The sequence below is a fragment of the Pseudomonas sp. 02C 26 genome (assembly GCF_002843585.1).
In the GTDB taxonomy this organism is placed as follows: Bacteria; Pseudomonadota; Gammaproteobacteria; order Pseudomonadales; family Pseudomonadaceae; genus Aquipseudomonas; species Aquipseudomonas shirazensis.
Window position 1 is genome coordinate 2,112,802 of sequence record NZ_CP025262.1, and the last position, 19,622, is coordinate 2,132,423.

Annotated in this window: 15 protein-coding genes; 6 read left to right on the forward strand and 9 right to left on the reverse strand. The window is 62.9% G+C overall.

The window, feature by feature from the left end:
- Window positions 1-5: 5 nt before the first annotated feature.
- Window positions 6-1,217, forward strand: a complete 1,212-nt coding sequence (locus tag CXQ80_RS09510; protein ID WP_101318763.1) for an acyl-CoA dehydrogenase family protein — start codon at window positions 6-8, stop codon at window positions 1,215-1,217.
- A complete protein-coding gene (locus CXQ80_RS09515; protein WP_101318765.1) occupies window positions 1,214-2,596 on the forward strand; it encodes an MFS transporter in 1,383 nt (460 codons plus the stop codon). Before CXQ80_RS09510 ends, CXQ80_RS09515 begins: the two co-directional genes overlap by 4 nt.
- A gap of 38 nt (window positions 2,597-2,634) precedes the next feature.
- Here the strand turns inward: CXQ80_RS09515 and CXQ80_RS09520 are convergent, their stop codons facing one another.
- The 5 genes from CXQ80_RS09520 to ribBA all read right to left on the reverse strand — a co-directional run bounded on the left by CXQ80_RS09520 (window position 2,635) and on the right by ribBA (window position 7,876).
- Window positions 2,635-3,783: an ABC transporter ATP-binding protein gene (locus tag CXQ80_RS09520; RefSeq protein WP_101318767.1), complete on the reverse strand. Its 1,149-nt coding sequence runs from the start codon at window positions 3,781-3,783 to the stop codon at window positions 2,635-2,637.
- A gap of 19 nt (window positions 3,784-3,802) precedes the next feature.
- Entirely contained in the window at window positions 3,803-4,612 is an 810-nt protein-coding gene (locus CXQ80_RS09525) for an ABC transporter permease (protein WP_101318769.1), read from the reverse strand.
- A 6-nt stretch (window positions 4,613-4,618) separates the two neighbouring features.
- Window positions 4,619-5,536: an ABC transporter permease gene (locus tag CXQ80_RS09530; RefSeq protein WP_101318771.1), complete on the reverse strand. Its 918-nt coding sequence runs from the start codon at window positions 5,534-5,536 to the stop codon at window positions 4,619-4,621.
- Window positions 5,533-6,558 carry an ABC transporter substrate-binding protein gene (locus CXQ80_RS09535; protein WP_101318773.1) on the reverse strand — a complete coding sequence of 342 codons (1,026 nt, stop codon included), beginning with the start codon at window positions 6,556-6,558 and terminating at the stop codon, window positions 5,533-5,535. The genes CXQ80_RS09530 and CXQ80_RS09535 overlap by 4 nt, the downstream gene beginning before the upstream one ends.
- 199 nt (window positions 6,559-6,757) lie before the next feature.
- The gene (ribBA, locus tag CXQ80_RS09540) at window positions 6,758-7,876 is read right to left on the reverse strand and encodes a bifunctional 3,4-dihydroxy-2-butanone-4-phosphate synthase/GTP cyclohydrolase II (protein WP_101318775.1); all 1,119 of its coding nucleotides are present in this window, start codon (window positions 7,874-7,876) and stop codon (window positions 6,758-6,760) included.
- A gap of 78 nt (window positions 7,877-7,954) precedes the next feature.
- On the opposite strand from ribBA, the gene CXQ80_RS09545 reads away from it, so the two are divergent.
- Complete coding sequence (locus CXQ80_RS09545) at window positions 7,955-8,248, forward strand: DUF1330 domain-containing protein (RefSeq protein WP_101318777.1); 294 nt, start codon at window positions 7,955-7,957, stop codon at window positions 8,246-8,248.
- 46 nt (window positions 8,249-8,294) lie between these two features.
- Here the strand turns inward: CXQ80_RS09545 and CXQ80_RS09550 are convergent, their stop codons facing one another.
- Window positions 8,295-9,017, reverse strand: coding sequence for a pirin family protein (locus CXQ80_RS09550; RefSeq protein WP_101318780.1), 723 nt, complete (start codon window positions 9,015-9,017; stop codon window positions 8,295-8,297).
- Between the two features lie 282 nt (window positions 9,018-9,299).
- Between CXQ80_RS09550 and CXQ80_RS09555 the strand changes: the two genes are divergently transcribed.
- The gene (locus tag CXQ80_RS09555) at window positions 9,300-10,178 is read left to right on the forward strand and encodes a LysR family transcriptional regulator (protein ID WP_101318782.1); all 879 of its coding nucleotides are present in this window, start codon (window positions 9,300-9,302) and stop codon (window positions 10,176-10,178) included.
- A 42-nt stretch (window positions 10,179-10,220) separates the two neighbouring features.
- On the opposite strand, the gene CXQ80_RS09560 is transcribed toward CXQ80_RS09555, so the two are convergent.
- Entirely contained in the window at window positions 10,221-11,633 is a 1,413-nt protein-coding gene (locus CXQ80_RS09560) for a cytosine permease (RefSeq protein ID WP_101318784.1), read from the reverse strand.
- Between the two features lie 562 nt (window positions 11,634-12,195).
- On the opposite strand from CXQ80_RS09560, the gene CXQ80_RS09565 reads away from it, so the two are divergent.
- Window positions 12,196-14,256: an ATP-binding protein gene (locus tag CXQ80_RS09565; RefSeq protein WP_371918900.1), complete on the forward strand. Its 2,061-nt coding sequence runs from the start codon at window positions 12,196-12,198 to the stop codon at window positions 14,254-14,256.
- Here the strand turns inward: CXQ80_RS09565 and CXQ80_RS09570 are convergent.
- On the reverse strand, window positions 14,213-15,997 hold the full coding sequence (locus tag CXQ80_RS09570; protein ID WP_101318788.1) for a sensor histidine kinase: 1,785 nt from the start codon (window positions 15,995-15,997) through the stop codon (window positions 14,213-14,215). The genes CXQ80_RS09565 and CXQ80_RS09570 overlap by 44 nt on opposite strands.
- 76 nt (window positions 15,998-16,073) lie before the next feature.
- A complete protein-coding gene (locus tag CXQ80_RS09575; protein WP_101318790.1) occupies window positions 16,074-17,120 on the reverse strand; it encodes a LacI family DNA-binding transcriptional regulator in 1,047 nt (348 codons plus the stop codon).
- Window positions 17,121-17,361: 241 nt separating this feature from the next.
- On the opposite strand from CXQ80_RS09575, the gene CXQ80_RS09580 reads away from it, so the two are divergent.
- On the forward strand, window positions 17,362-19,593 hold the full coding sequence (locus CXQ80_RS09580) for a TonB-dependent receptor (protein WP_101318792.1): 2,232 nt from the start codon (window positions 17,362-17,364) through the stop codon (window positions 19,591-19,593).
- Window positions 19,594-19,622: the final 29 nt, after the last annotated feature.

Genomic DNA, 19,622 nt, shown 5'->3' on the forward strand with positions numbered 1-19,622 from the left:
GCCCCATGACTACCTTTCAACGTTTGCCTGCCCAAGCCCCAGCCAATACCGTCGCCGCGCTGAAGGCCCGTGTCAGCGCCTTGCTGCCGGCGATTGCCGCCGGCGCTGCCGAGCGTGAGCGCGAACGCCGGCTACCCTATGCGGCCATCGCCGAGCTGGCCGCAGCCGGCCTGTACACCGTGCGTATCCCGCAGCAGTACGGCGGCCCTGGTGGCAGCGTCAGTGATGTGATCGAGTTGCTGCTGCAGGTGGCCGCCGCCGACTCCAACGTCGCCCAGGCGTTGCGCCCGGGCTTCGCCTTTGTCGAAGGCCTGCTCGCGGCCAGCGCCGAGGGTGCCGAACAGGAGCGCGTGCGCTGGTTTGCCGTGTACCTGCAAGGTGCGGTGATCGGCAATGCCGGCTGGGAGCTGGGCGGTGCCAATGGCGCCATTGCCGCGCGTTTGGTGCGCGAGGGCGATCACTTCCGCGCCAACGGCAGCAAGTTCTATAGCACCGGGGCGCTGTTTGCCGACTACGTCAGCGCGGTGGCGCTGGACGAGGACGAGCAGCCGGTGTCGTTCATCCTGCCGCGTGACCGCGAAGGACTGGAGCTGGTCGACGACTTCGATGCCATGGGCCAGCGCCTGACCGCCAGCGGCACCACCCACCTGCACAACGTGCGAGTCGAGGCCAGCGACATCCGCACGCGCACCGTGGAGGAGGGCAAACGCACCATCGTCACGCCGTTCCTGCAGCTGTTTCTCGGCACCGTGCTGGCTGGTATCGCCCGCAATGCCCTGAACGACGCGGGCCAGTTTGCCCGTGAGCATGCACGGCCGATCAAGCACAGCAGCGCCAGCCAGTCGGTCGATGACCCGTACGTGCAATTGTCGGTGGGCGATATTGCTGCCAGGGCTTTCGGTGCCGAGGCACTGGTGCTCAAGGCCGCCGCCAGTATCGATCGCGCCTGGGCCGCGCAGCTGGATGAAAGTGCCGTCGAGCAGGCTGCACTGGAAGTCGCCCAAGCGCAGTACCTGGCAGCCGAATTGGCGCTGAAAGCCGGCGAAACCCTGTTCGATGTCGGCGGTGCCTCGACCACTGGCCGTCAGCACAACCTCGACCGGCACTGGCGCAATGCGCGCACGGTGGCCAACCACAACCCGCGCCACTGGAAGGCGGCGGTAGTCGGCGCCTGGCAGCTCAAGGGCACCCGGCCACCCGTCTCGGGGCTGTTTTGACGGCTCAGCCGGCGGCTTTGGTCGGCCATCTGCAAAGCCCCAAGGTGCCGGTGATCATCGGCGCTGCGCTGTTCATGGAACTGCTCGACAGCACGGCGGTGATGACCGCGCTGCCGAGCATGGCCGCCGATTTTGGCGAGCCGGGGCTGCGCATGAACCTGGTGGTCTCGCTGTACATGCTGGCCCTGGCGCTGTGCGTGCCGATCAGCGGCTGGGCGGCCGAGCGTTTTCGCCCACGGCAGGTAATGCTGCTGGCGATGGGCTTGTTTACCGGCGCCTCGCTTACCTGTGCGCTGGCTGACACGCTCTGGCAACTGTGCCTCGGGCGCATGCTGCAAGGTGCTGCCGCAGCGCTGATGACGCCGGTGGGGCAGGTGATCATCCTGCGCTGGTCGAGCCGCGATCAGTTGCTGCAGTCGATGTCGTGGCTGGCGTTGCCTGCCTTGGTCGGGCCGTTGCTGGGGCCGCTGCTGGGCGGTTTGTTGGTGACGGTGCTGTCGTGGCACTGGATCTTTCTGGTCAACCTGCCGATCTGCCTGCTTGGCTGCTGGTTGATTCTCAAACATGTGCCGGACTTTCCGGCGCGCAGTGTACCGCCACTGGACTATCGCGGCCTGCTGCTCAGCGGCGGCGCGTTGGCGCTGCTGGTGGCTGGCCTGGAGTCGCTAGGCCTTGGCCAGCTGCCGCGGCCATGGGCCCTCGCGCTGATCGCCGCCGGCGGGCTGTTTGCCCTCGGCTATTGGCTGCATGCCCGCCGCCATGCCAGCCCACTGGTCGACTTGAGCCTGTTGCGCCTGCGCAGCTTCGGTGTTGCCCAGGCGGGCGGGGGGCTGTTCCGGCTGGGCTCGGCGGCACAGCCGTTTCTGCTGGTGCTGTTGCTGCAAAACAGCCTGGGCATGAGCCCACTGGCGGCGGGGTGGTTGATGGTCAGCGGCGGCGTCGGGGCGTTGTTGATGAAGTTGCTGGCAGTGCCGCTGGTACGCCGTTACGGCTACCGCCGGGTACTCAGCTGCAACGCACTGCTCAGCGGCGTGGGCATCGCCTTGTGCGCAGCGTTCGACCGCGATACGGCAGTGTGGTTGATGGCGGTGGTGCTGTTTGCCGCAGGCCTGGTGCGCTCGTTGCAGTTTTCCACCCTGGGTGCAGCGAGCTATCAGGATGTGCCAGGCGAACGCTCGGCGGCGGCCAGCTCGCTGTCGGCGATGTCGGTGCAGTTGACCATGGCCATGTCGGTAAGTCTGGCTGGGGTGATGCTGGGGATCCTGGCCGCGGCTGATGGCCGGGTCGAGACGTCTGTCGAAGATATCGCTGCAGTGATGCTGCTGTCGGCGCTGCTGTGTGTTCTCTCGGGTCTGGTGTTCCGGCGTTTAGCCAACTGATTGAACGGGGCCGCACACCAGCCCCGTTCATTGGTCGATCAGTGCGCGCCGGCGGCCTTGCTCAGGTCGCTCTCGGCCCACTCGGTGTAGATGCAGGCATCGGCCACCGCCCAGCGCACCTTGACCGTGTCGCCCGGCTGCATCGGCATACCGGCTGCCGACAAGGCCTTGACTGTCATCTCGGTGCCGCCTGCGCTGACCACATGGCAGGTCTGGCTTTCACCAAGGAACAACACTTCGCTGACCTTGGCACTGACTTCGTTCCAGCCTGCCGGCAAGGGCTCCCGCGCTGCCTGTTCGGCGCTCAGGGCGAGGGCTTTTTCCGGGCGCACCATGATCAGCGCGTCCTGCCCGGCGACCAGCCCTGGGGTCAGGCGAATCGCCAATGGCTGCCCTTCGAAACTGCCGGCGCCGTTGCTGCTGGCCTTGATCCGGAAGAAGTTCGAGTTGCCCAGGAACGACGCCACAAAGGCATTCGGCGGGTTCTGGTAGAGGTCATAACCGCTGCCCAGGCCGACGATCTTGCCGTGGCTGAAGATGGCGATGCGCTGCGACAGGCGCATGGCTTCTTCCTGATCGTGGGTCACGTAGACGATGGTGATACCGAGGCGACGGTGCAGCTGGCGCAGTTCGTCCTGCAGGTCTTCGCGCAGCTTTTTGTCCAGTGCGCCGAGCGGCTCGTCCATCAGCAGGATGCGGGGCTCGTAGACCAGCGCGCGAGCAATCGCCACGCGCTGCTGCTGGCCGCCGGAGAGCTGCGCCGGGCGGCGGTGGGCGAACTGCTCGAGCTGCACCAGCTTGAGCATGGCGTCGACGCGCTTGCTGATCTCGCTGGCGCTGAGCTTGCGGATCGCCAGCGGGAAGGCAATGTTGTCGCGCACCGACAGGTGCGGGAACAGCGAGTAGCGCTGGAACACCATGCCGATGTCGCGCTTGTGCGGCGGCACATTGACCAGCGATTGCTCGTCGACCAGGATCTCGCCGCTGCTCGGTGTCTCGAACCCGGCCAGCATCGACAAGGTGGTCGACTTGCCCGAACCGCTGGAGCCGAGGAAGGTCAGGAATTCGCCGTTCTGGATATCCAGGTTGATGTTGTCGACGGCGGCGAAATCGCCGTAATGCTTGTTCAGATTACGCAGGCTGACAAGGGTCTTGTTCGGCGCGTTGTCTTTCATCACTGCACTCATTGTTATTGTCTCCGGGCACTCAGGCGCTGACTGGATTGCGCCGGCGCAGGGCGGCGGCGATGAGCATGATCAGGAGCGACAGGCCGATCAGCAACGTCGAAGCGACGGCGATCACCGGGGTCAGGTCCTGGCGCAGGGTGGTCCACATTTTGACCGGCAGGGTCTGCAGGTTGGGGCTGGCCATCATCACACTGAGCACCACCTCGTCCCATGACACCAGAAACGCGAACAGGCCGCCGGCGATCATCCCCGGGCGAATCGCCGGGAAGGTCACCTTGAAGATCGCCTGCAAGCGCGAGGCGCCGCAGATCACCGCAGCGTCTTCGATCGACTGGTCGAACAGCTTCAGCGAGTTGATGATCGAGATGATGGTGAAGGGCAGGGCGACGATCACATGGCTGACGACAAAGGCGAACAGCGTCCCGGTGTAGCCAAGCTTGAGAAACAGCGCGTAGACCGCCACGGCGATGATCACCAGCGGCACGATCATCGGCAGGGTAAACAGGCCGTAGAGCATTTCCCGCCCGGGGAAGCGCCCGCGCACCAGGGCGAAGGCGGTCGGCAAGCCCAGTGCTACCGCGCACACGGTGGTGAGCACGGCAACCTTGAGGCTGGCCAGAGCGGCGTCCATCCACTCCGGGTTGGAGAAGAACTGGCCGTACCACTTCAGGGTCCAGCCTGGCGGTGGGAATACCAGCCATTGCGAAGAGCCGAATGACAGCAGCACGATGAACAGGATCGGCAGCAGCAGAAACGCGGCAATCACACCGGTGGTGGCATACAGGCCAAACCGCAGCGGGCGGCCCATGGCATTTGGAGTCAGGAGCATCGCGGCTTACCTCGCATTGCCGACCGGGGATTCCGGCTGCAGCTTCAGGTACAGGTAGAAAAGCACCAGGGTGATCAACACCAACAGTGCGGCGGCAGCGCTGGCCAGGCCCCAATTGAGGAACGACTGCACCTGCTGGACGATGAACTCGGGCAGCATCATGTTCTGCGCACCACCGAGCAGGGCCGGGGTAACGTAGTAACCGAGCGACATGACGAACACCATCAAGGCCCCGGAGAACAACCCTGAGCGGCACAGCGGCAGGAACACCTTCCAGAAATTGGTCCACGGGCTGGCGCCACAGATGGAGCCTGCCTGCAGCACCATCGGGTCGATGGCGTGCATGGTTGCCTGCAACGGCAGCACGATGAACGGGATCATGATGTAGCTCATGCCGATCACCACGCCGGTCAGGTTGTGCACCATTTCCAGCGGCGCATCGATGATGCCCATCGCCATCAACGCCTTGTTGATCACTCCGGAGGCCTGCAGCAGCACCAGCCACGAGTAAGTCCGTGCCAGCAGGCTGGTCCACATCGACAGCAGCACGATGTTCAGCAGCCAACGGCCCCAGCCCTTCGGTACCAAGGTGATCGCCCAGGCCAGCGGAAAGCCCAGCAGCACGCTGATCAAGGTCACCAGACCGGCCACCGAGAAGGTGTTGAACAGCACCCGTGCATAGGCCGAGTTGGCGAACAGCTGCTCGTAGTTGCCCAGCCCCGGCACCGGTTCGAGCACGCCGCGCAGGAGCAGGCCGATCAGTGGCGCAAAGAAGAACAGGCCTAGGAACACCAGCGCGGGCAGCAGGTTACGGCTACCGCGCCAGCGTTGACCCATCCCGCTGCGGCGGGTGGCCGTGCCGGGGGCGCCGGTGCCGCTGGGGGCACCTTGCGCGTTGTGCAGGGCGTTGATGGCGACTTTCATTTGACCAACCACTCATTCCAGCGCGCAGCGATGGCCTGGCCGTTTTTCGCCCAGTAGGCGAAGTCCAGCGTGACCTGATCCTGGGCGTAGGCGGTGGGCAGGTTCGGCGCCAGTTCAGGTTTGAGCTGGCTGACGCTGTCGAGGTTGACCGGGGCGTAGGCGGTGAGATTGGCGAACTCGGCCTGGCCCTTGGCGCTGCTGGCGTTGGCCAGGAACTTCATCGCCGCGTCCTTGTTCTTGGCGCCTTTGGGAATGACCAGAAAATCAGCCATGACCAGGTTCTGCTTCCAGCTCACACCAACTGGTGCGCCGTCTTGTTGCAAGGCATACACGCGGCCGTTCCAGAACTGCCCCAGCGACACTTCACCAGACGCCAGCAGTTGCTGCGACTGGGCGCCGCCGCCCCACCAGACGATGTCTTTCTTGATGGTGTCGAGTTTCTTGAAGGCGCGGTCCAGGTCCAGCGGGTACAGTTTGTCGGCGGCTACACCATCGGCCAGCAGGGCCAGTTCCAGCACGCCGGGGCTTGGCCACTTGTACAGGGCGCGCTTGCCGGGGAAGGTTTTGGTGTCGAACAGCGCCGACCACTCGGCCGGCTTGTTGCTACCAAGCTTGCCTTCGTTGTAACCGAGCACAAACGAGAAGAAGAACGAGCCGACGCCGTGGTCGGAGACGAACCGCGGGTCGATCCGGTCGCGTTTGACGGTGTTGAAATCCAGCGGCTCGAGCAGGCCTTCTGCTGCGGCGCGAAGGGCAAAGTCGGCTTCGACGTCCACCACATCCCACTGCACGTTGCCACTCTCGACCATGGCCTTGAGCTTGCCGTAGTCGGTCGGGCCGTCCTGCACCACCTTGATGTTGCTCTCTTTGGAGAACGGCTCGGCCCACGCCTGCTTCTGCGCGTCCTGGGTCGTACCGCCCCAGCTGACGAAGTTGAGGCTGTCGGCGGCCTGGGTGGCTTGACAGGCCAGGGTCAGCAGGCTGGCGGACAGCACTGCGCTTACACGTTTGCTCAACAGCATGGTTACGCCCTCGTTACTTTTGTTATTCGAGGCGGGTTCTGTCACCCGCCAATATGTTCGGGAGCAGCAATTTCAACGATGTGGTGCGGCCGGTTTTGAGTGTAGGAGCCGGCCAGGATTTTAAGGTCTACGGGATATCATATTATGGTATTCCAAACTTTTCGCAAGAGGCATGCGTGTACCGGCGGTCAGCGATTGCTCAAAGCACAGCGGGCTCGAACGGGATGCTTTGCACCACTTCAAGCTCATACCCTGCCAAACCCGCGTACTTGAGCGGCGGCCCCAGATGGCGCAGTTTGCCGACGCCCAGGTCCTGCAGAATCTGCGCGCCGGTGCCGACCTCCGAATAGACCTTGGACTGGCCTCGCTGATAGGGCCGCACGGGCTGGGTCAGGTGTGGCACACGCTCCAGCAGCGCTTGCGAAGACTCGTGATTGGCCAGCACAACCACTACCCCGGAGCCTTCTTCAGCGACCCGTTGCAGGGCGGCCCACAAGGTCCAGTTGGCGGGACCGGCGTACTCGGCGCCGACCAGGTCGCGCAGTGGGTCGATTACGTGCACACGTACCAGGGTGGGTTGTTCGCGGCGGATATCGCCCATGACCATGGCCATGTGCACGCCACCTTCGATCCGGTCTTCATAGGTCACCAGACGGAAGGTGCCGTGCACGGTGGGCAGTTCGCGCTCACCGATGCGCTTGATGGTCTGCTCGGTGCTCAGGCGATAGTGGATGAGGTCGGCGATGGTGCCGATCTTGACGCCATGCTCGGCGGCGAACACTTCCAGGTCGGGGCGGCGGGCCATGGTGCCGTCGTCATTGAGCACTTCGACGATGACCGAGGCCGGGCTGAACCCGGCCAGGCGTGCCAGGTCGCAGCCGGCTTCGGTATGCCCGGCCCTGGTCAGCACGCCGCCTTCGCGGGCGCGCAGGGGGAAGATATGCCCCGGCTGGACCAGGTCCTCGGGGCGAGCATCGGCCGCCATCGCAGCCGCTACCGTGCGCGCGCGATCAGCGGCGGAGATACCGGTGGTGACGCCGCTGGCGGCTTCGATGGAAACGGTGAAAGCGGTGCTGAACACGCTGCCGTTGCTCGGCACCATCTGCTCCAAGCCCAGCCGCTGGCAGTGCTCGTCGGTGAGCGTCAGGCAAATCAGCCCGCGTGCCTGGCGCGCCATGAAGTTGATCGCCTGGGCGTCGCAGCGTTCAGCCGCGATCAGCAGATCGCCTTCGTTTTCACGGTCTTCGTCGTCCACCAGCAGGACCATCTTGCCTTGCCGATAGTCCTCGAGAAGTTCTTCGATGCTGTTGAAAGCCATGCTGCACGCTCGCTGTAGTTTGTCGATTATTGTGGTATACCATCATACACAACAATCTGAAAAACTGGAGAGCAGCGGATGAAGGCTTACTGGATCGCCCACGTCGATATCAGCGACCTCGAGCAGTACCAACAGTACACCCAGCGCGCGCCGGCAGCGTTCAAGGCGTACGGCGGCAAGTTCCTCGCCCGAGGCGGGCGCAGTGAAGCGTTGGAAGGCAGGTCGACACCGCAGCGCAGTGTGGTGATCGAGTTCGATTCTTATGAGCAGGCACTGGCCTGCTATCGCTCGGCGGAATATCAAGACGCCTGTAGCCATCGACAAGGGGCGGCCAAGGCTGAGGTAATCATTGTTGAGGGGGTCGAGGGTTGAGCACTGCGTGAAGCAGGTGAGGGGCCAGCACTGATGGCCCCTCTGCTCATGACATTCCAGGCAGCTCGTTCGGGCGCAGGTCGAATACCAGCACTTCGGCGTCGTGGCCGTTGGCCAGGCTCAGCACCTGCTCCTGGCGTAGCCGCACGCCGTCACCTTCGCTGAGCAGCTGGCCGTTCAGCTCGATGCTGCCGCGGGCAACATGCACATAAGCATGACGGTTGTCCGGCAGCTTCAAGGTGGCACGCTCATCACCGTCGAACAGCCCGGCATAGACCTTGGCATCCTGGCGCACCTGCAGCGAGCCCTGTGCACCATTCGGCGAGATGATCAGGCGCAAGCGGCCACGTTTGTCAGCAGCGCTGAAGTGCTGCTGCTGATAGCGCGGCTCGGCGCCTTTGACCTGCGGCACGATCCAGATCTGCAGAAAATGCACCGACTCGTCATGGCTGTGGTTGAACTCGCTATGGGCAACACCGTGGCCGGCACTCATCAGCTGCACGTCACCGGGGCGGATCACCGAGCCGGTGCCGAGCGTGTCCTTATGCTCCAGCGCGCCTTCCAGCACGTAGGAAAAAATCTCCATGTCCCGGTGCGGATGCTGACCGAAGCCCTGGCCGGGCGAGACACGGTCGTCGTTGATCACCAGCAGGTCGGAGAAGCCTTGCTCTTCAGGGTCGCGATAGCTGCCGAAGGAGAAGGTGTGAAACGATTTCAGCCAGCCATGAAAGCCCAGGCCGCGGTCTTGTGCTTTGCGAAGTGTGAGCATGGTGATTCTCCTGTGAGCCTGCGCCGGGAAGGCTTTGGGCTGTTGATGGATGAATCTTACTGTCACTCAGTATCATGAAAAACTAGCTTCTCAGAGATTAACTGTCAGTTTCAGGCTGACAATACTGCGCTAATACAGCGAGGTGGGCTTTATCTGGATCTATCATCAACCGACTGATTCAGTTCAATGATCTCGAGGCTTTTCGATCAACCAATAAACCAATAGATGCCCAGGCAGACAAAAGCCGCTATAAAGCGCTCGACCGTCACCAAGAGCAACCCGATGAACCCATACGAAGACATGCGCATTTTCACCCAGGTGATGCAGGCCGGTAGTTTCACCGCGGCAGCCGACCTGCTGGGCATGTCCAAGCAGTCGGTCAGCCGGCGCCTGATGCAGCTTGAAGAACGCCTCGGCGTGCGCTTGCTCAACCGTTCGACCCGGCGCCTCGACGCCACCCCACTGGGCCAGCAGTACTTCGATTCTGCCGTGCGCCTGCTCGGCGAGATGCAGCAGGCCGAGCAGGACATCAGCGGCCAGACCCAGGCTCTGCGCGGGACCCTGCGCTTGAGCGCGCCGCTGTCGTTTGCCATCAGCCATCTGGGCAGTTTGCTCACCGAGTTTCTGCAACTGCATGCGCAGTTGATCGTCGAGATCGACCTGAGCGACCGCGCTGTGGACCTGATCGGTGAGGGCTACGACCTGGCGCTGCGGATTGGCACGTTAGAGGACTCAAGCCTGGTTGCGCGGCGTATTGCAAGTATCGAGCGGGTGTATTGTGCCAGCCCGGCCTATCTAGCCGCGCGCGGCACACCGCTCGAACCCGAAGCGCTGCGCGAGCATGATTGCCTGCCCTATGGTCATTCACGCCAGGTGCAGTGGCAGTTCAAGGGGCAGGGCAAGACACTGCAGGCGATCGCCGTCAGTGGGCGCATGCGGGCCAACAATGGCGAGCTATTGAGAGATGCGGCGATTGCCGGGATGGGGGTGACCTACTTGCCGGCTTTCATCGTCGAGCAGGCGCTGGCCGACGGGCGTCTGGTCAAGCTGCTCGAGGCCTGGACACCGCCGCCGCTACAACTGTCGGCGGTGTATCCGCAGCACCGCCAAATCGCTCGGCCGGTGCAGGCCTTTGTCGAGTTTCTGCGCAAGCGGCTGTAGCCAAACCGGGCCGGCGCGAGGCCAGCCCGTGATGGCCTTGGCTCAGGCAGCTGCGGCCAGTTTGGCGCTGGTCTGGCGCCGACGGTAAGCGCTATCGCGGCTGGCCAGCCACCAGTACAGCGGCGAGGTGATCAGCAGTCCCACCAGCCACGACAGGTCGGCGCCGTTGATGTGCTCGGACACCGGGCCGACGTACAGCGGGGTGTTCATGAACGGGATCTGCACGATGATGCCTACGGCATAGGCCAGCAGCGCCTGCGGGTTGTAGCGGCCGTAGATACCGCCATCGACCTTGAAGATCGACTCGATGTCGTAGTCGCCCTTGTGGATCACATAGAAGTCGATCAGGTTGATCGCGGTCCACGGCACCAGTACCACCAACAGCACCAGCACCATGTCGACGAAGTGGCCGATAAAGTCCGCCGAAGCAAACACTGCCACCACGCAGCAGGCCGCAAGCACGATCAGCGACAGCACCGCACGGCTCTTGGCGGTGGGGATCCAGCGCCAGGCGAAGGTCTGGATCAGGGTGATGATCGACAGCACCGCGCCGTACAGGTTGAGCGCGTTATGGCTGATCACACTGAGCAGGAACAGCACCAGCATCAGCGGGCCGATGGCGCCGGTGGCCATCTTCACCGCGTCCATGGTGTCCATCCCGGCCGGGATCGCCAGCACGGCCACGGCGCCGAACACGAACGACAGGCTGGAGCCGAGCGCCGAACCGAGGTAGGTGGTCCAGAACGTCGAGGAGACTTTGACGTCGGCGGGCAGGTAGCGCGAATAGTCGGACACATACGGCGCAAAGGCGATCTGCCACAGCGCGGCGAGCGAGACCGTGGCCAGCCAGCCGGCCAGGTTGAAGCCGCCGCGGGTGAGGAAGTCGTCGCTTTGCACATGGCTGAAGATATAGCCAAAGCCGACCACGATACCGATGCCCAATACCCAGGTGCCGATACGGTTGAGCACATGGATGAAGCGGTAACCGATGATGCCGATGATGCCCGATCCCAGCGCCCCGATCACGATGCCGACCGATACCGGAATCGACTCCGCGACACCGTGCAGTGACTTGCCGGCAAGAACGATATTGGATGCGAAGAAGCCGATGTACATGACCCCGGCAATCACCACCACCAGCAGGGCGCCGAGCGAGCCGAACTGGGCGCGGCTCTGAATCATCTGCGGGATGCCCATCTGTGGCCCCTGCGCCGAGTGCAGCGCCATCAGCACGCCGCCGAGCAAGTGGCCAACCAGAATGGCGACGATGCCCCACACCAGGTTCAGGTGAAACAGCTGCACGCCAAGCGCGCCGGTGACGATCGGCAGCGGCGCGATATTGCCACCGAACCAGAGGGTGAACAGATCCCTGACCTTTCCGTGGCGATCCTGCGGCGGTACGTAGCCGATTGTATGTTTTTCTATCAGAGGGGCCGAATTGGCTGCACTGGTCATGACTGACTCCAAGGCAAGGAGGGGCGTCGGGAGATCCCCGGGTACGCGCCGGCAATGGGCGACGTGTTCTTGTTGGAGTGGATGATGGCGGCTGGCTGGCCTACGAGAAATTAGTAAATATGTACTCATGAACGTTAAAAAACCTAAGGCTGAACTCGGCCTGAAAGGTCTTGGCAAGCAAGCTTCGTGCCGGCCTGGCAAATGCCCGCAGGCACGCGAGTAAAGGGCCATGCGTGGAGAGTCTGTGCAAGGCAATGGGGCGCGCTGTCACGCCCTGCACCAGCCTGGTGATCGCTCCTGACGGCCGTTTGTCCGACCTGGTACAAAATGCCACGGAACGTCTGCGCCGGTTTGATCTCCTATTCAGCAGATAGAGGACAACACGTATTGGGCAATTGACGGTCAGCACAAGATGAAGTCAGGTCAGAATAATCACCCAGACCAGGCAAAACTGCCTTTTCTGCTGGGGGGTGGCAGCATTGGCAGCCAGATCCAGACCATGGACTGGTCAGGCTCTCCGCTGGGTGCGCCGCAACAGTGGTCGCTCAGTCTGAAGACGCTGATGGCAACCATTTTGCCGGCTCAAGCGCAGATCGTGCTGTTCTGGGGTCCTGAATACGTGGCGCTGTATAACGATGCTTACTCGACCACAATTGGCAACAAGCACCCGCGCGCGCTAGGGCGACCTGCACAGGAAAACTGGACCGAGCTGTGGGATGACCTAGAACCGCTGCTGAGCGGCGTGCGCAACACTGGGCAAACTTTTTCAGCCAAGGACCGACCGTTTTACCTGGAGCGTAGCGCCCACGGCGAGACGGCTTATTTCGACGTGTCCTACTCTGCCGTTCGCGAAATCGACGGCAGCGTTGGCGGTGTATTGTGCGTCGTCTCTGAAACCACGCAAAAGGTGCAGTTCGAACGGCGGCAGAGCTTTCTCCTCGAACTGGGTCAGGCGCTTCCGGAATTGACCGAGCCGGAACAGATCGAAGCCTATGCCATCGAACGCGTAGGCCAGCAACTGGGCGCCGTGCGGGTTTTTCTAGCCGAATCGCAAGGAGATGATCAGCAGATGCGCATCGCCCGCGATTGGGTAAATGGTGCGATTTCCAGGGTTGGTGATCTGACCTGCGGCGAGAGTCCAGTGCGACTGACCGAACAGCTCGGTCGCGGGTTCGCCGTGCAGGGTGCAGATGCCGCCAGCGTGTATGTGCCGGTACTGCGCGGCAGCAGCATTGATGCCATCCTCGGCGTCGAGTTTGCCGCGCCGCATTTTGTCGACGAGGACCAGTGCCTGCTGCTTGAAGACACCGCCAAGCGGGTCTGGCAGGCAATCACCCACGCCCGCTCCGAGCGGGCGTTGCGCGCCAGCAGTGCGCACCTTGAGGCAACTTTTGCCGAGCTGCTGGCGCTTAATGAGTCCCTCGAAGAGCGTGTGTCGGCAATGCTGGCCGAACGCGAGGAAGCCAATCGGCAGCTGCATGAAACTGGCAAGATGGAGATGATTGGCCAGCTCACCGGCGGTATCGCCCACGATTTCAACAACATGCTCACCCCGATCATTGCCTCCCTGGAGCTGATCCGTCGACGGCCAGAGGATACTCAGCGTTCAGTGCGCTTGATCGATGGTGCGCTGCAGGCCGCTGAACGTGCGCGAATTCTGGTCGGGCGCCTGCTCAGCTTTGCTCGCCGGCAGACACTCAAGCCGCAAGCCGTGTGCCTGGCAACACTGGTCAATGACATGCACGAGTTGATGGCGCGCTCACTGGGGCCGACCATTGAGGTCGTGGTGCAGATCGATCCACAGTTGCCCAATGTGCTGGTCGATCCCCATCAGCTTGAGCTTGCCTTGCTCAACCTGGTGGTCAACGCACGCGACGCCATGGCCAATGGCGGGCGTGTGTATCTGGCCGCCGGGGTTGGTGAAGATGACCCGGATTGGCCGGAAAGCGTGCACGGCCGCCAGGTCTGGCTGCAGGTGCGTGACAGCGGCTGCGGCATGAGTGAAGAAGTGCTGGAGCGTTGCTTTGAGCCGTTCTATTCAACCAAACAGGTCGGCAAAGGCTCCGGCCTTGGCTTGCCCATGGTGCAGGGCCTGGCAGCTCAGTCAGGCGGTGGCTTTGCCATCGATTCGCAGCCGGGGCAGGGCACTCGGGCGACATTGTGGCTGCCAGTCAGTCGCGGCCAGGTCTGTGAGCCGCTTGCCGAAGTTGGCGACGCCATCATGGCACCCGGGCAAATGCAGGTCTTGCTGGTTGACGATGAGGACATCGTGCGCAACGCAACGGCCCTGCAATTGCGTGACCTTGGCTATCGGGTAACCGAAGCCGCCAGCCCCGCGCAGGCGCGGCGAATGCTGGCAGAGGGGCTGGCGATGGATGTGCTGGTGACTGACCAGATCATGGTCGATGAGACCGGCGCCAGGTTCGCTCAGCAACTGCGCCAGCAGCAACCGCAATTGCCGGTGCTGATCATCACCGGTTATGCCAACCTGACCCCGCGTGAACTCAATGGTTTTGCTGTTCTGCGCAAGCCGTTTCGCCGGGCCGAACTGGCTGAGAGCCTGGCCCAGTTGCTCGCGCTCAACAGCCCACTGTCGGAGCCTCCTGAGGCAAGTACAGGGTAAACGTGGTGCCCTGGCCAGGCTGGCTGATTACCTGCACATCGCCGCCTGACTGCTTGGCGAAGCCAAATACCTGCGATAAGCCCAGGCCGGTGCCTTCACCGGCCGGCTTGGTGGTGAAGAAGGGGTCAAAAATCCGCTCCAGCAGCTCTGGCGCAATACCCGTGCCATTGTCGATCACCGAAATCGCGGCAAACGCCCCTGCCTGCAGATGATCACCCGGTTGCGCGGGCATGCGCTGGTTGGCAACCAGTTGCAGTACCAGCGTGCCTACTCCATTCAACGCGTCGCGGCCATTGATCATCAGGTTAAGCACTGCGGTTTCCAGCTGGCCTGGGTCCGCATGGACAAAACACGGCGTCTGCGGCAGTTCCAGTACCACCTTGACCCGCGCACCAGTGGCGGTATCGAGCATGTCGGCCATGGCTTGCAGGCGTTGGCCAACCTCGAATATCTGCGGGCTGAGCGCTTGGCGCCGGGCAAAGGCGAGCAGCTGGCCGGTCAGTTTCGAGCCACGCTCAACCGTCTCGATCATGGTTTGCAGATAGCGCTGGCGGCGGCTGTCTTCCAGGTCGGGACGTTGCAGGAAGTGCAGCGACGAGCGAATGATGGTCAGTAGATTATTGAAATCGTGCGCCACGCCTCCGGTCAGCTGGCCGATCGCTTCGAGCTTTTGCGACTGGCGCAGGACTGCTTCGGTTTGCAGCAATTGCTCGGTGCGCTCTTCGACACGCTGTTCCAGGCTGGCATTGAGTGCTTCGAGGGCGGCGGCGCTGGCGCGCACCTCGGCAACGGCCTGGACCCGCTGGATATGCGCCCAGCAGCGCTCGGTGACTTCGCTGATGAGCCCCAGCTCGTAAGCAGTCCAGTGGCGCGGTTGGCGGTCATGGATAGCCATCAGTGCGGTCAGCCGACCGTCCTTGATCAGCGGCATGCAGATGGTCGCAGTGATGCCAATGGCCTGGAACGTCGCGGCCTCATGTGGCAGCAGTTGGCTGAGGTTGTCGTCGATCACCAGCGCCCGACCGGCGCGCAGCTGGCTGACCGCCAGGCTGCCGAAATCGGCCAGCCGATAGTGGCCCACCAACCGTGGTGAGCCGGTCGCGACGGCATCGCCGCAAATGGTGAAACCGTCCTGATCTGCGTCCATGACGGCATAGGCACAGCTGGACAGGCCGAGATGTCCGACCAGTAGACGGGTGGTGGTGGCCATGATCAGGTCAGGCTCGGTGGCGTCGGCCAGGGTACGGCTCAGACTGTCTAGAAAATTCAGGCGCTGATTGGCGACCACCGTCGCGGTGGTCTCAGTGACTGTATCGAGCATGCCGACCAATTCGCCATTGTGGTCGCGGATCGGGCTGTAGCAGAACGTGAAGTAAGCGCGTTCGGTACCGCGCTGGCGATCAATCAGCAGTGGAAAGTTCTCGATGAACACCGCTTCGCCGGCAAGGGCGCGCTCGGCAAGTACTCCGATGTCGCTCCACGCCTCCTGCCAGACTTCGCTGAAAGGAATGCCCAAGGCCAGTGGCTTGCCGCCCAGGATATCGCTGAAGGCATCGTTGTGCAGAGTGAGCATCTGCTCGCCCCATAGCACGGCCTGAGCGAACCGTGAGTTAAGGCACAGCGACAGGGTGGTCTTGAGCACGTCGGGCCAGCTTTCCATAGGCCCGAGCGCAGTTTGCGCCCAATCGTGGGCGCGGATGCGTTCGGCCATCAATCCGCCGCCTTCCAGCCATTTAGCCATTGCTAGGTCGATCCGTTTGCAGGGAGCACAAGGTTGCCCGTTGGCAGGGCTGATTGCGAGCGCTTTATGCGGGATGTCAGGCACTTTCGCGCGCGATCAGCTCGCAGTGCAACAGGTTCAGCCGCGGCACATCGCCATCCACGGCGATTGCTCCCAGGTGCTGCAGGACGCGCAGCGCGGCGATCTCGCCAATCTCCCGCGAGGGCGGGCGCAGGGTGGTCAGGCTTGGCAGCAGCATGTCAGCGAAGGCGTAGTCACCAAAGCCCATGATGGCCATCTCTTCGGGCAGCTTCAGGCCGGCGCGCTGGCCGGCGAGCACGGCGCCGGCGGCCAAGTTGTCGTTGGCAAAGATGATCGCATCCGGGCGCGGCTCGCGGCGGATCAAGGCCTGCATCGCCTGCTTGCCCGCCTCGAACGGAGCGCTGTCCGCCGTCGGCACGAAGAACCACGGCTGCAGCCCGGCATCGCGCAAGGTTTGCGCATAACCATCGCGCCGTTGCAGCGCACTGAAGTCGCCGGCCGCGCTGTTCTGCACGAAGGCGATGCGCCGGTGGCCCTTGTCGAGCAGATAGCGGCAGGCCTGCACGCCGACCTCGAAGTGCAGAAAACCTACCTGCAATGGCTCCCGCTCGGGGCAGTAGTCCCAGATTTCCACGACCGGTACATCGGCCTCTGCCAGCATCTTCTCGGTGGCCGGGCTGTGAAACTGGCTGGTGACCACCAGTGCCGCCGGCGACCAACCGAGAAACGCGCGTACTGCGCTTTCTTCCTGTTCTTCGCTGAAATAGCTCGACGCCAGCAGCAACTGATAACCGTGCTTGCTCAGGGTGTCGCTGAAGGCCTGGATGGTCTGGGCAAAGATTGGCCCGGAGATGTTTGGGATGACCATACCGACGATACGCCCGCGTGCCGAAGCCAGCCCGCCGGCCACCAGATTGGGCACATAGCCCAAGGCTTCGACCACGACTTTGATGCGCTCACGCAGGGGCGGCGAAACCTGCTCGGGTTGATTGAAGTAGCGAGACACGCTGATCGATGACACGCCGGCCTCGCGCGCCACTTGGGCGAGGGTGACGCGGCCCGCGCCGCGGCGCTTACGAGGGGTGTCCTTGAGCTGGCTCACAGGGGCATCTCGAATGAATGAGCGCCGATGTTAGCGCTAACCCAGGCATGCTACGCAAATAGCTTTATGGAATAACAAAAGTTTTTTTAAGTATTTGACCTGCTAAGCGGCGGGCTTGGATACTCGGTCCATGTTAGCGCTAACACAGCGCTGCTGTTGGCCACCGACTGCCACTCGCACGAGCGAGACCAGACATCGACAGCACTTCAATTCAGTCTGGTCTTTCAGGGCAGTAAGCATCATGCACACACATCAGATCCGAGGCGCCGTTGCGCGCGCCAGCCGTTTCCCCGTACGTTCGCCTCTCGCCACAGCCGTGTTGCTGGCGGCCATCGGTCAGTCGGCACAGGCTGCTGATAACGACCAGCAGAACCCGCAGGCCACTGCGCTGAGCGCCGTCACCGTGACCGCTACACGTCGCGAGGCGAGCCTGCAAGAAGTGCCGGTTGCGGTCTCGGTGGTGCAGGGCGAGCAGCTCGAACGCGATAACCGCAACAGCGTCGCCAGCATCGTCCAGCAGGTGCCGACCCTCAACTACCGTGCGGGTGCGTCGAACAAGGACACCTCGCTGTTCATTCGTGGCGTCGGCACTATCTCGACCTCACCAGGCGTCGAGCCGACCGTAGCTACTGTGGTCGACGGCGTGGTGTTTGGCCGACCAGGCCAATCCACCCTCGATCTGCTTGATCTGGAACGCATCGAAGTGCTGCGCGGCCCGCAGGGCACGCTGTTCGGCAAAAACGCCTCCGCCGGCGTGCTCAACGTGGTCAGCAAAGCTATCCCCGAGCAGACCCAAGGCTATGTCGACTATTCGCACTTTGGCGGTGGCGACGAAAACCGCCTGCGCTTTGGCCTCGGTGGCCGCTTGAACGAGCAGCTCAAAGGTTCGTTGAGCACGCTGTGGGGCGACTATGACGGCAACGTGGAGAACCTCGCCAACGGCCATGATGTAAATGGCTATGAGCGCAAAGGCCTGCGCGGCAAGCTTGAATTCGAACCCAGCGATGAGCTGCGCCTGACCCTGATCGGCGACTACATGAAGGGTGAGGACACCTTGCCCAGTGGCGTCGTCACCCAGGCCAGCACGGCCTTTCGCAACCAGCTGGGCGCGGTACGGCCGAGCGCGCACAACCGCGACATCAGCAGTGATTTCAAGACCCACGTCGAGGACGAAAACCAGGGCTTCTCGGCCCAGCTTGACTGGCAACTGGGGGATTACACCCTGACCTCGATCAGCGCCTGGCGCGGTTGGGACAACACCCAGTATCAGGACGGTGACCGCCGTGCGCTGTTGCCGCTGACCGCCTCCCATGACAAAGGCACTGTCGACTACGACCAGTACAGCCAGGAGTTTCGCCTGACCTCGCCCAAGGGCCAGTTCAACGAGTACGTGCTGGGCGCGTTCTACATGCACGGCACATCGCAGGAAACCTACCAGCGGCTTTCGGTCAACGGCGGCGTAGCCAACAGTGGCCGCGCCGACTATTCGACGACCAATGACAGCGTTGCCCTGTTCGGTGAAAACACCTTCAACTTCACCGATGATTTGCGGGCCATCTTCGGCCTGCGCTGGACCCACGATGACCTCGAATACGATCACCGCCGAGTGTCCACCTCGCCGACCTCGGTGACCGGCATCCAGCCCTCGACTGCCAGTCAGGGCTCGGTCGATGAAGACGGCTGGAGCGGCCGCACTGGCCTGCAATATGACTTCAACGACAACCTGACCGGCTACGTGACCTATTCACGTGGTTACAAGGGGCCGGCCTACAACGTGTTCTTCAACATGCAGCCGCGCGATACCGGTGCACTCAAGCCAGAAACCTCCGACGCTTACGAGATCGGCCTCAAGAGCACTGCGCTGGACAACCGCCTGGTGGCCAACCTGGCGCTGTTCCATACCGACTACGACGACTACCAGGCCAACTTCTTCGACACCGTGGCCAACCAGGTGGTCACCCGCCTGGTCAACGCCGGCAAGGTCAAGACCCAGGGCGTCGAGCTGGATGCCAGCTTGCAGGTCACCTCGCAGCTGAAACTGTCTGCCGCAGCGGCCTACACCAAAGCTCGCGTCGACCACTTCAACTGCCCAGCGGGCGCGGCTGCCAGCTGCGACATCGACGGCGGCCGCCTGCCGTTCACCCCGGACTGGAAGACCTACCTGCGCGCCGACTATGTGATCCCGCTGGACAACGGCCTGGATATCGAGTTGGCCAGTGACTACAGCTGGCAGGACTCGGTGCAGTTCAGCCTCGACCAGAACCCCGACACCGTACAGGGTGCCTACGGCATCTGGAACGCCAGTGTTGCCCTGGCCGATTACAACGAGGGCTGGCGGGTCGCACTGCTGGGCAAGAACCTTGGCGACAAGTCTTACGCACAGATGCTCTCCAGCGGCGGCGACTACATCTATCGCTCGGTGCCGCGCGATGATGGCCGCTACTTCGGCGTGCAACTGCGCAAGGACTTCTAACCGAGCGGCCCGTCCTGTGGCCGCCTCTT

Excerpts from the sequence above, each read along its gene's own strand:
- CXQ80_RS09510 (WP_101318763.1), top strand. The coding sequence starts at position 6 with ATGACTACCTTTCAACGTTTGCCTGCCCAAGCCCCAGCCAATACCGTC.
- CXQ80_RS09535 (WP_101318773.1), bottom strand. The coding sequence starts at position 6,558 with ATGCTGTTGAGCAAACGTGTAAGCGCAGTGCTGTCCGCCAGCCTGCTG.
- CXQ80_RS09530 (WP_101318771.1), bottom strand. The coding sequence starts at position 5,536 with ATGAAAGTCGCCATCAACGCCCTGCACAACGCGCAAGGTGCCCCCAGC.
- CXQ80_RS09545 (WP_101318777.1), top strand. The coding sequence starts at position 7,955 with ATGAAGGCTTACTGGATCGCCCACGTCGATATCAGCGACCTCGAGCAG.
- CXQ80_RS09580 (WP_101318792.1), top strand. The coding sequence starts at position 17,362 with ATGCACACACATCAGATCCGAGGCGCCGTTGCGCGCGCCAGCCGTTTC.
- CXQ80_RS09555 (WP_101318782.1), top strand. The coding sequence starts at position 9,300 with ATGAACCCATACGAAGACATGCGCATTTTCACCCAGGTGATGCAGGCC.
- CXQ80_RS09560 (WP_101318784.1), bottom strand. The coding sequence starts at position 11,633 with ATGACCAGTGCAGCCAATTCGGCCCCTCTGATAGAAAAACATACAATC.
- ribBA (WP_101318775.1), bottom strand. The coding sequence starts at position 7,876 with ATGGCTTTCAACAGCATCGAAGAACTTCTCGAGGACTATCGGCAAGGC.
- CXQ80_RS09525 (WP_101318769.1), bottom strand. The coding sequence starts at position 4,612 with ATGCTCCTGACTCCAAATGCCATGGGCCGCCCGCTGCGGTTTGGCCTG.
- CXQ80_RS09570 (WP_101318788.1), bottom strand. The coding sequence starts at position 15,997 with ATGGCTAAATGGCTGGAAGGCGGCGGATTGATGGCCGAACGCATCCGC.
- CXQ80_RS09565 (WP_371918900.1), top strand. The coding sequence starts at position 12,196 with ATGGCAACCATTTTGCCGGCTCAAGCGCAGATCGTGCTGTTCTGGGGT.
- CXQ80_RS09520 (WP_101318767.1), bottom strand. The coding sequence starts at position 3,783 with ATGAGTGCAGTGATGAAAGACAACGCGCCGAACAAGACCCTTGTCAGC.
- CXQ80_RS09550 (WP_101318780.1), bottom strand. The coding sequence starts at position 9,017 with ATGCTCACACTTCGCAAAGCACAAGACCGCGGCCTGGGCTTTCATGGC.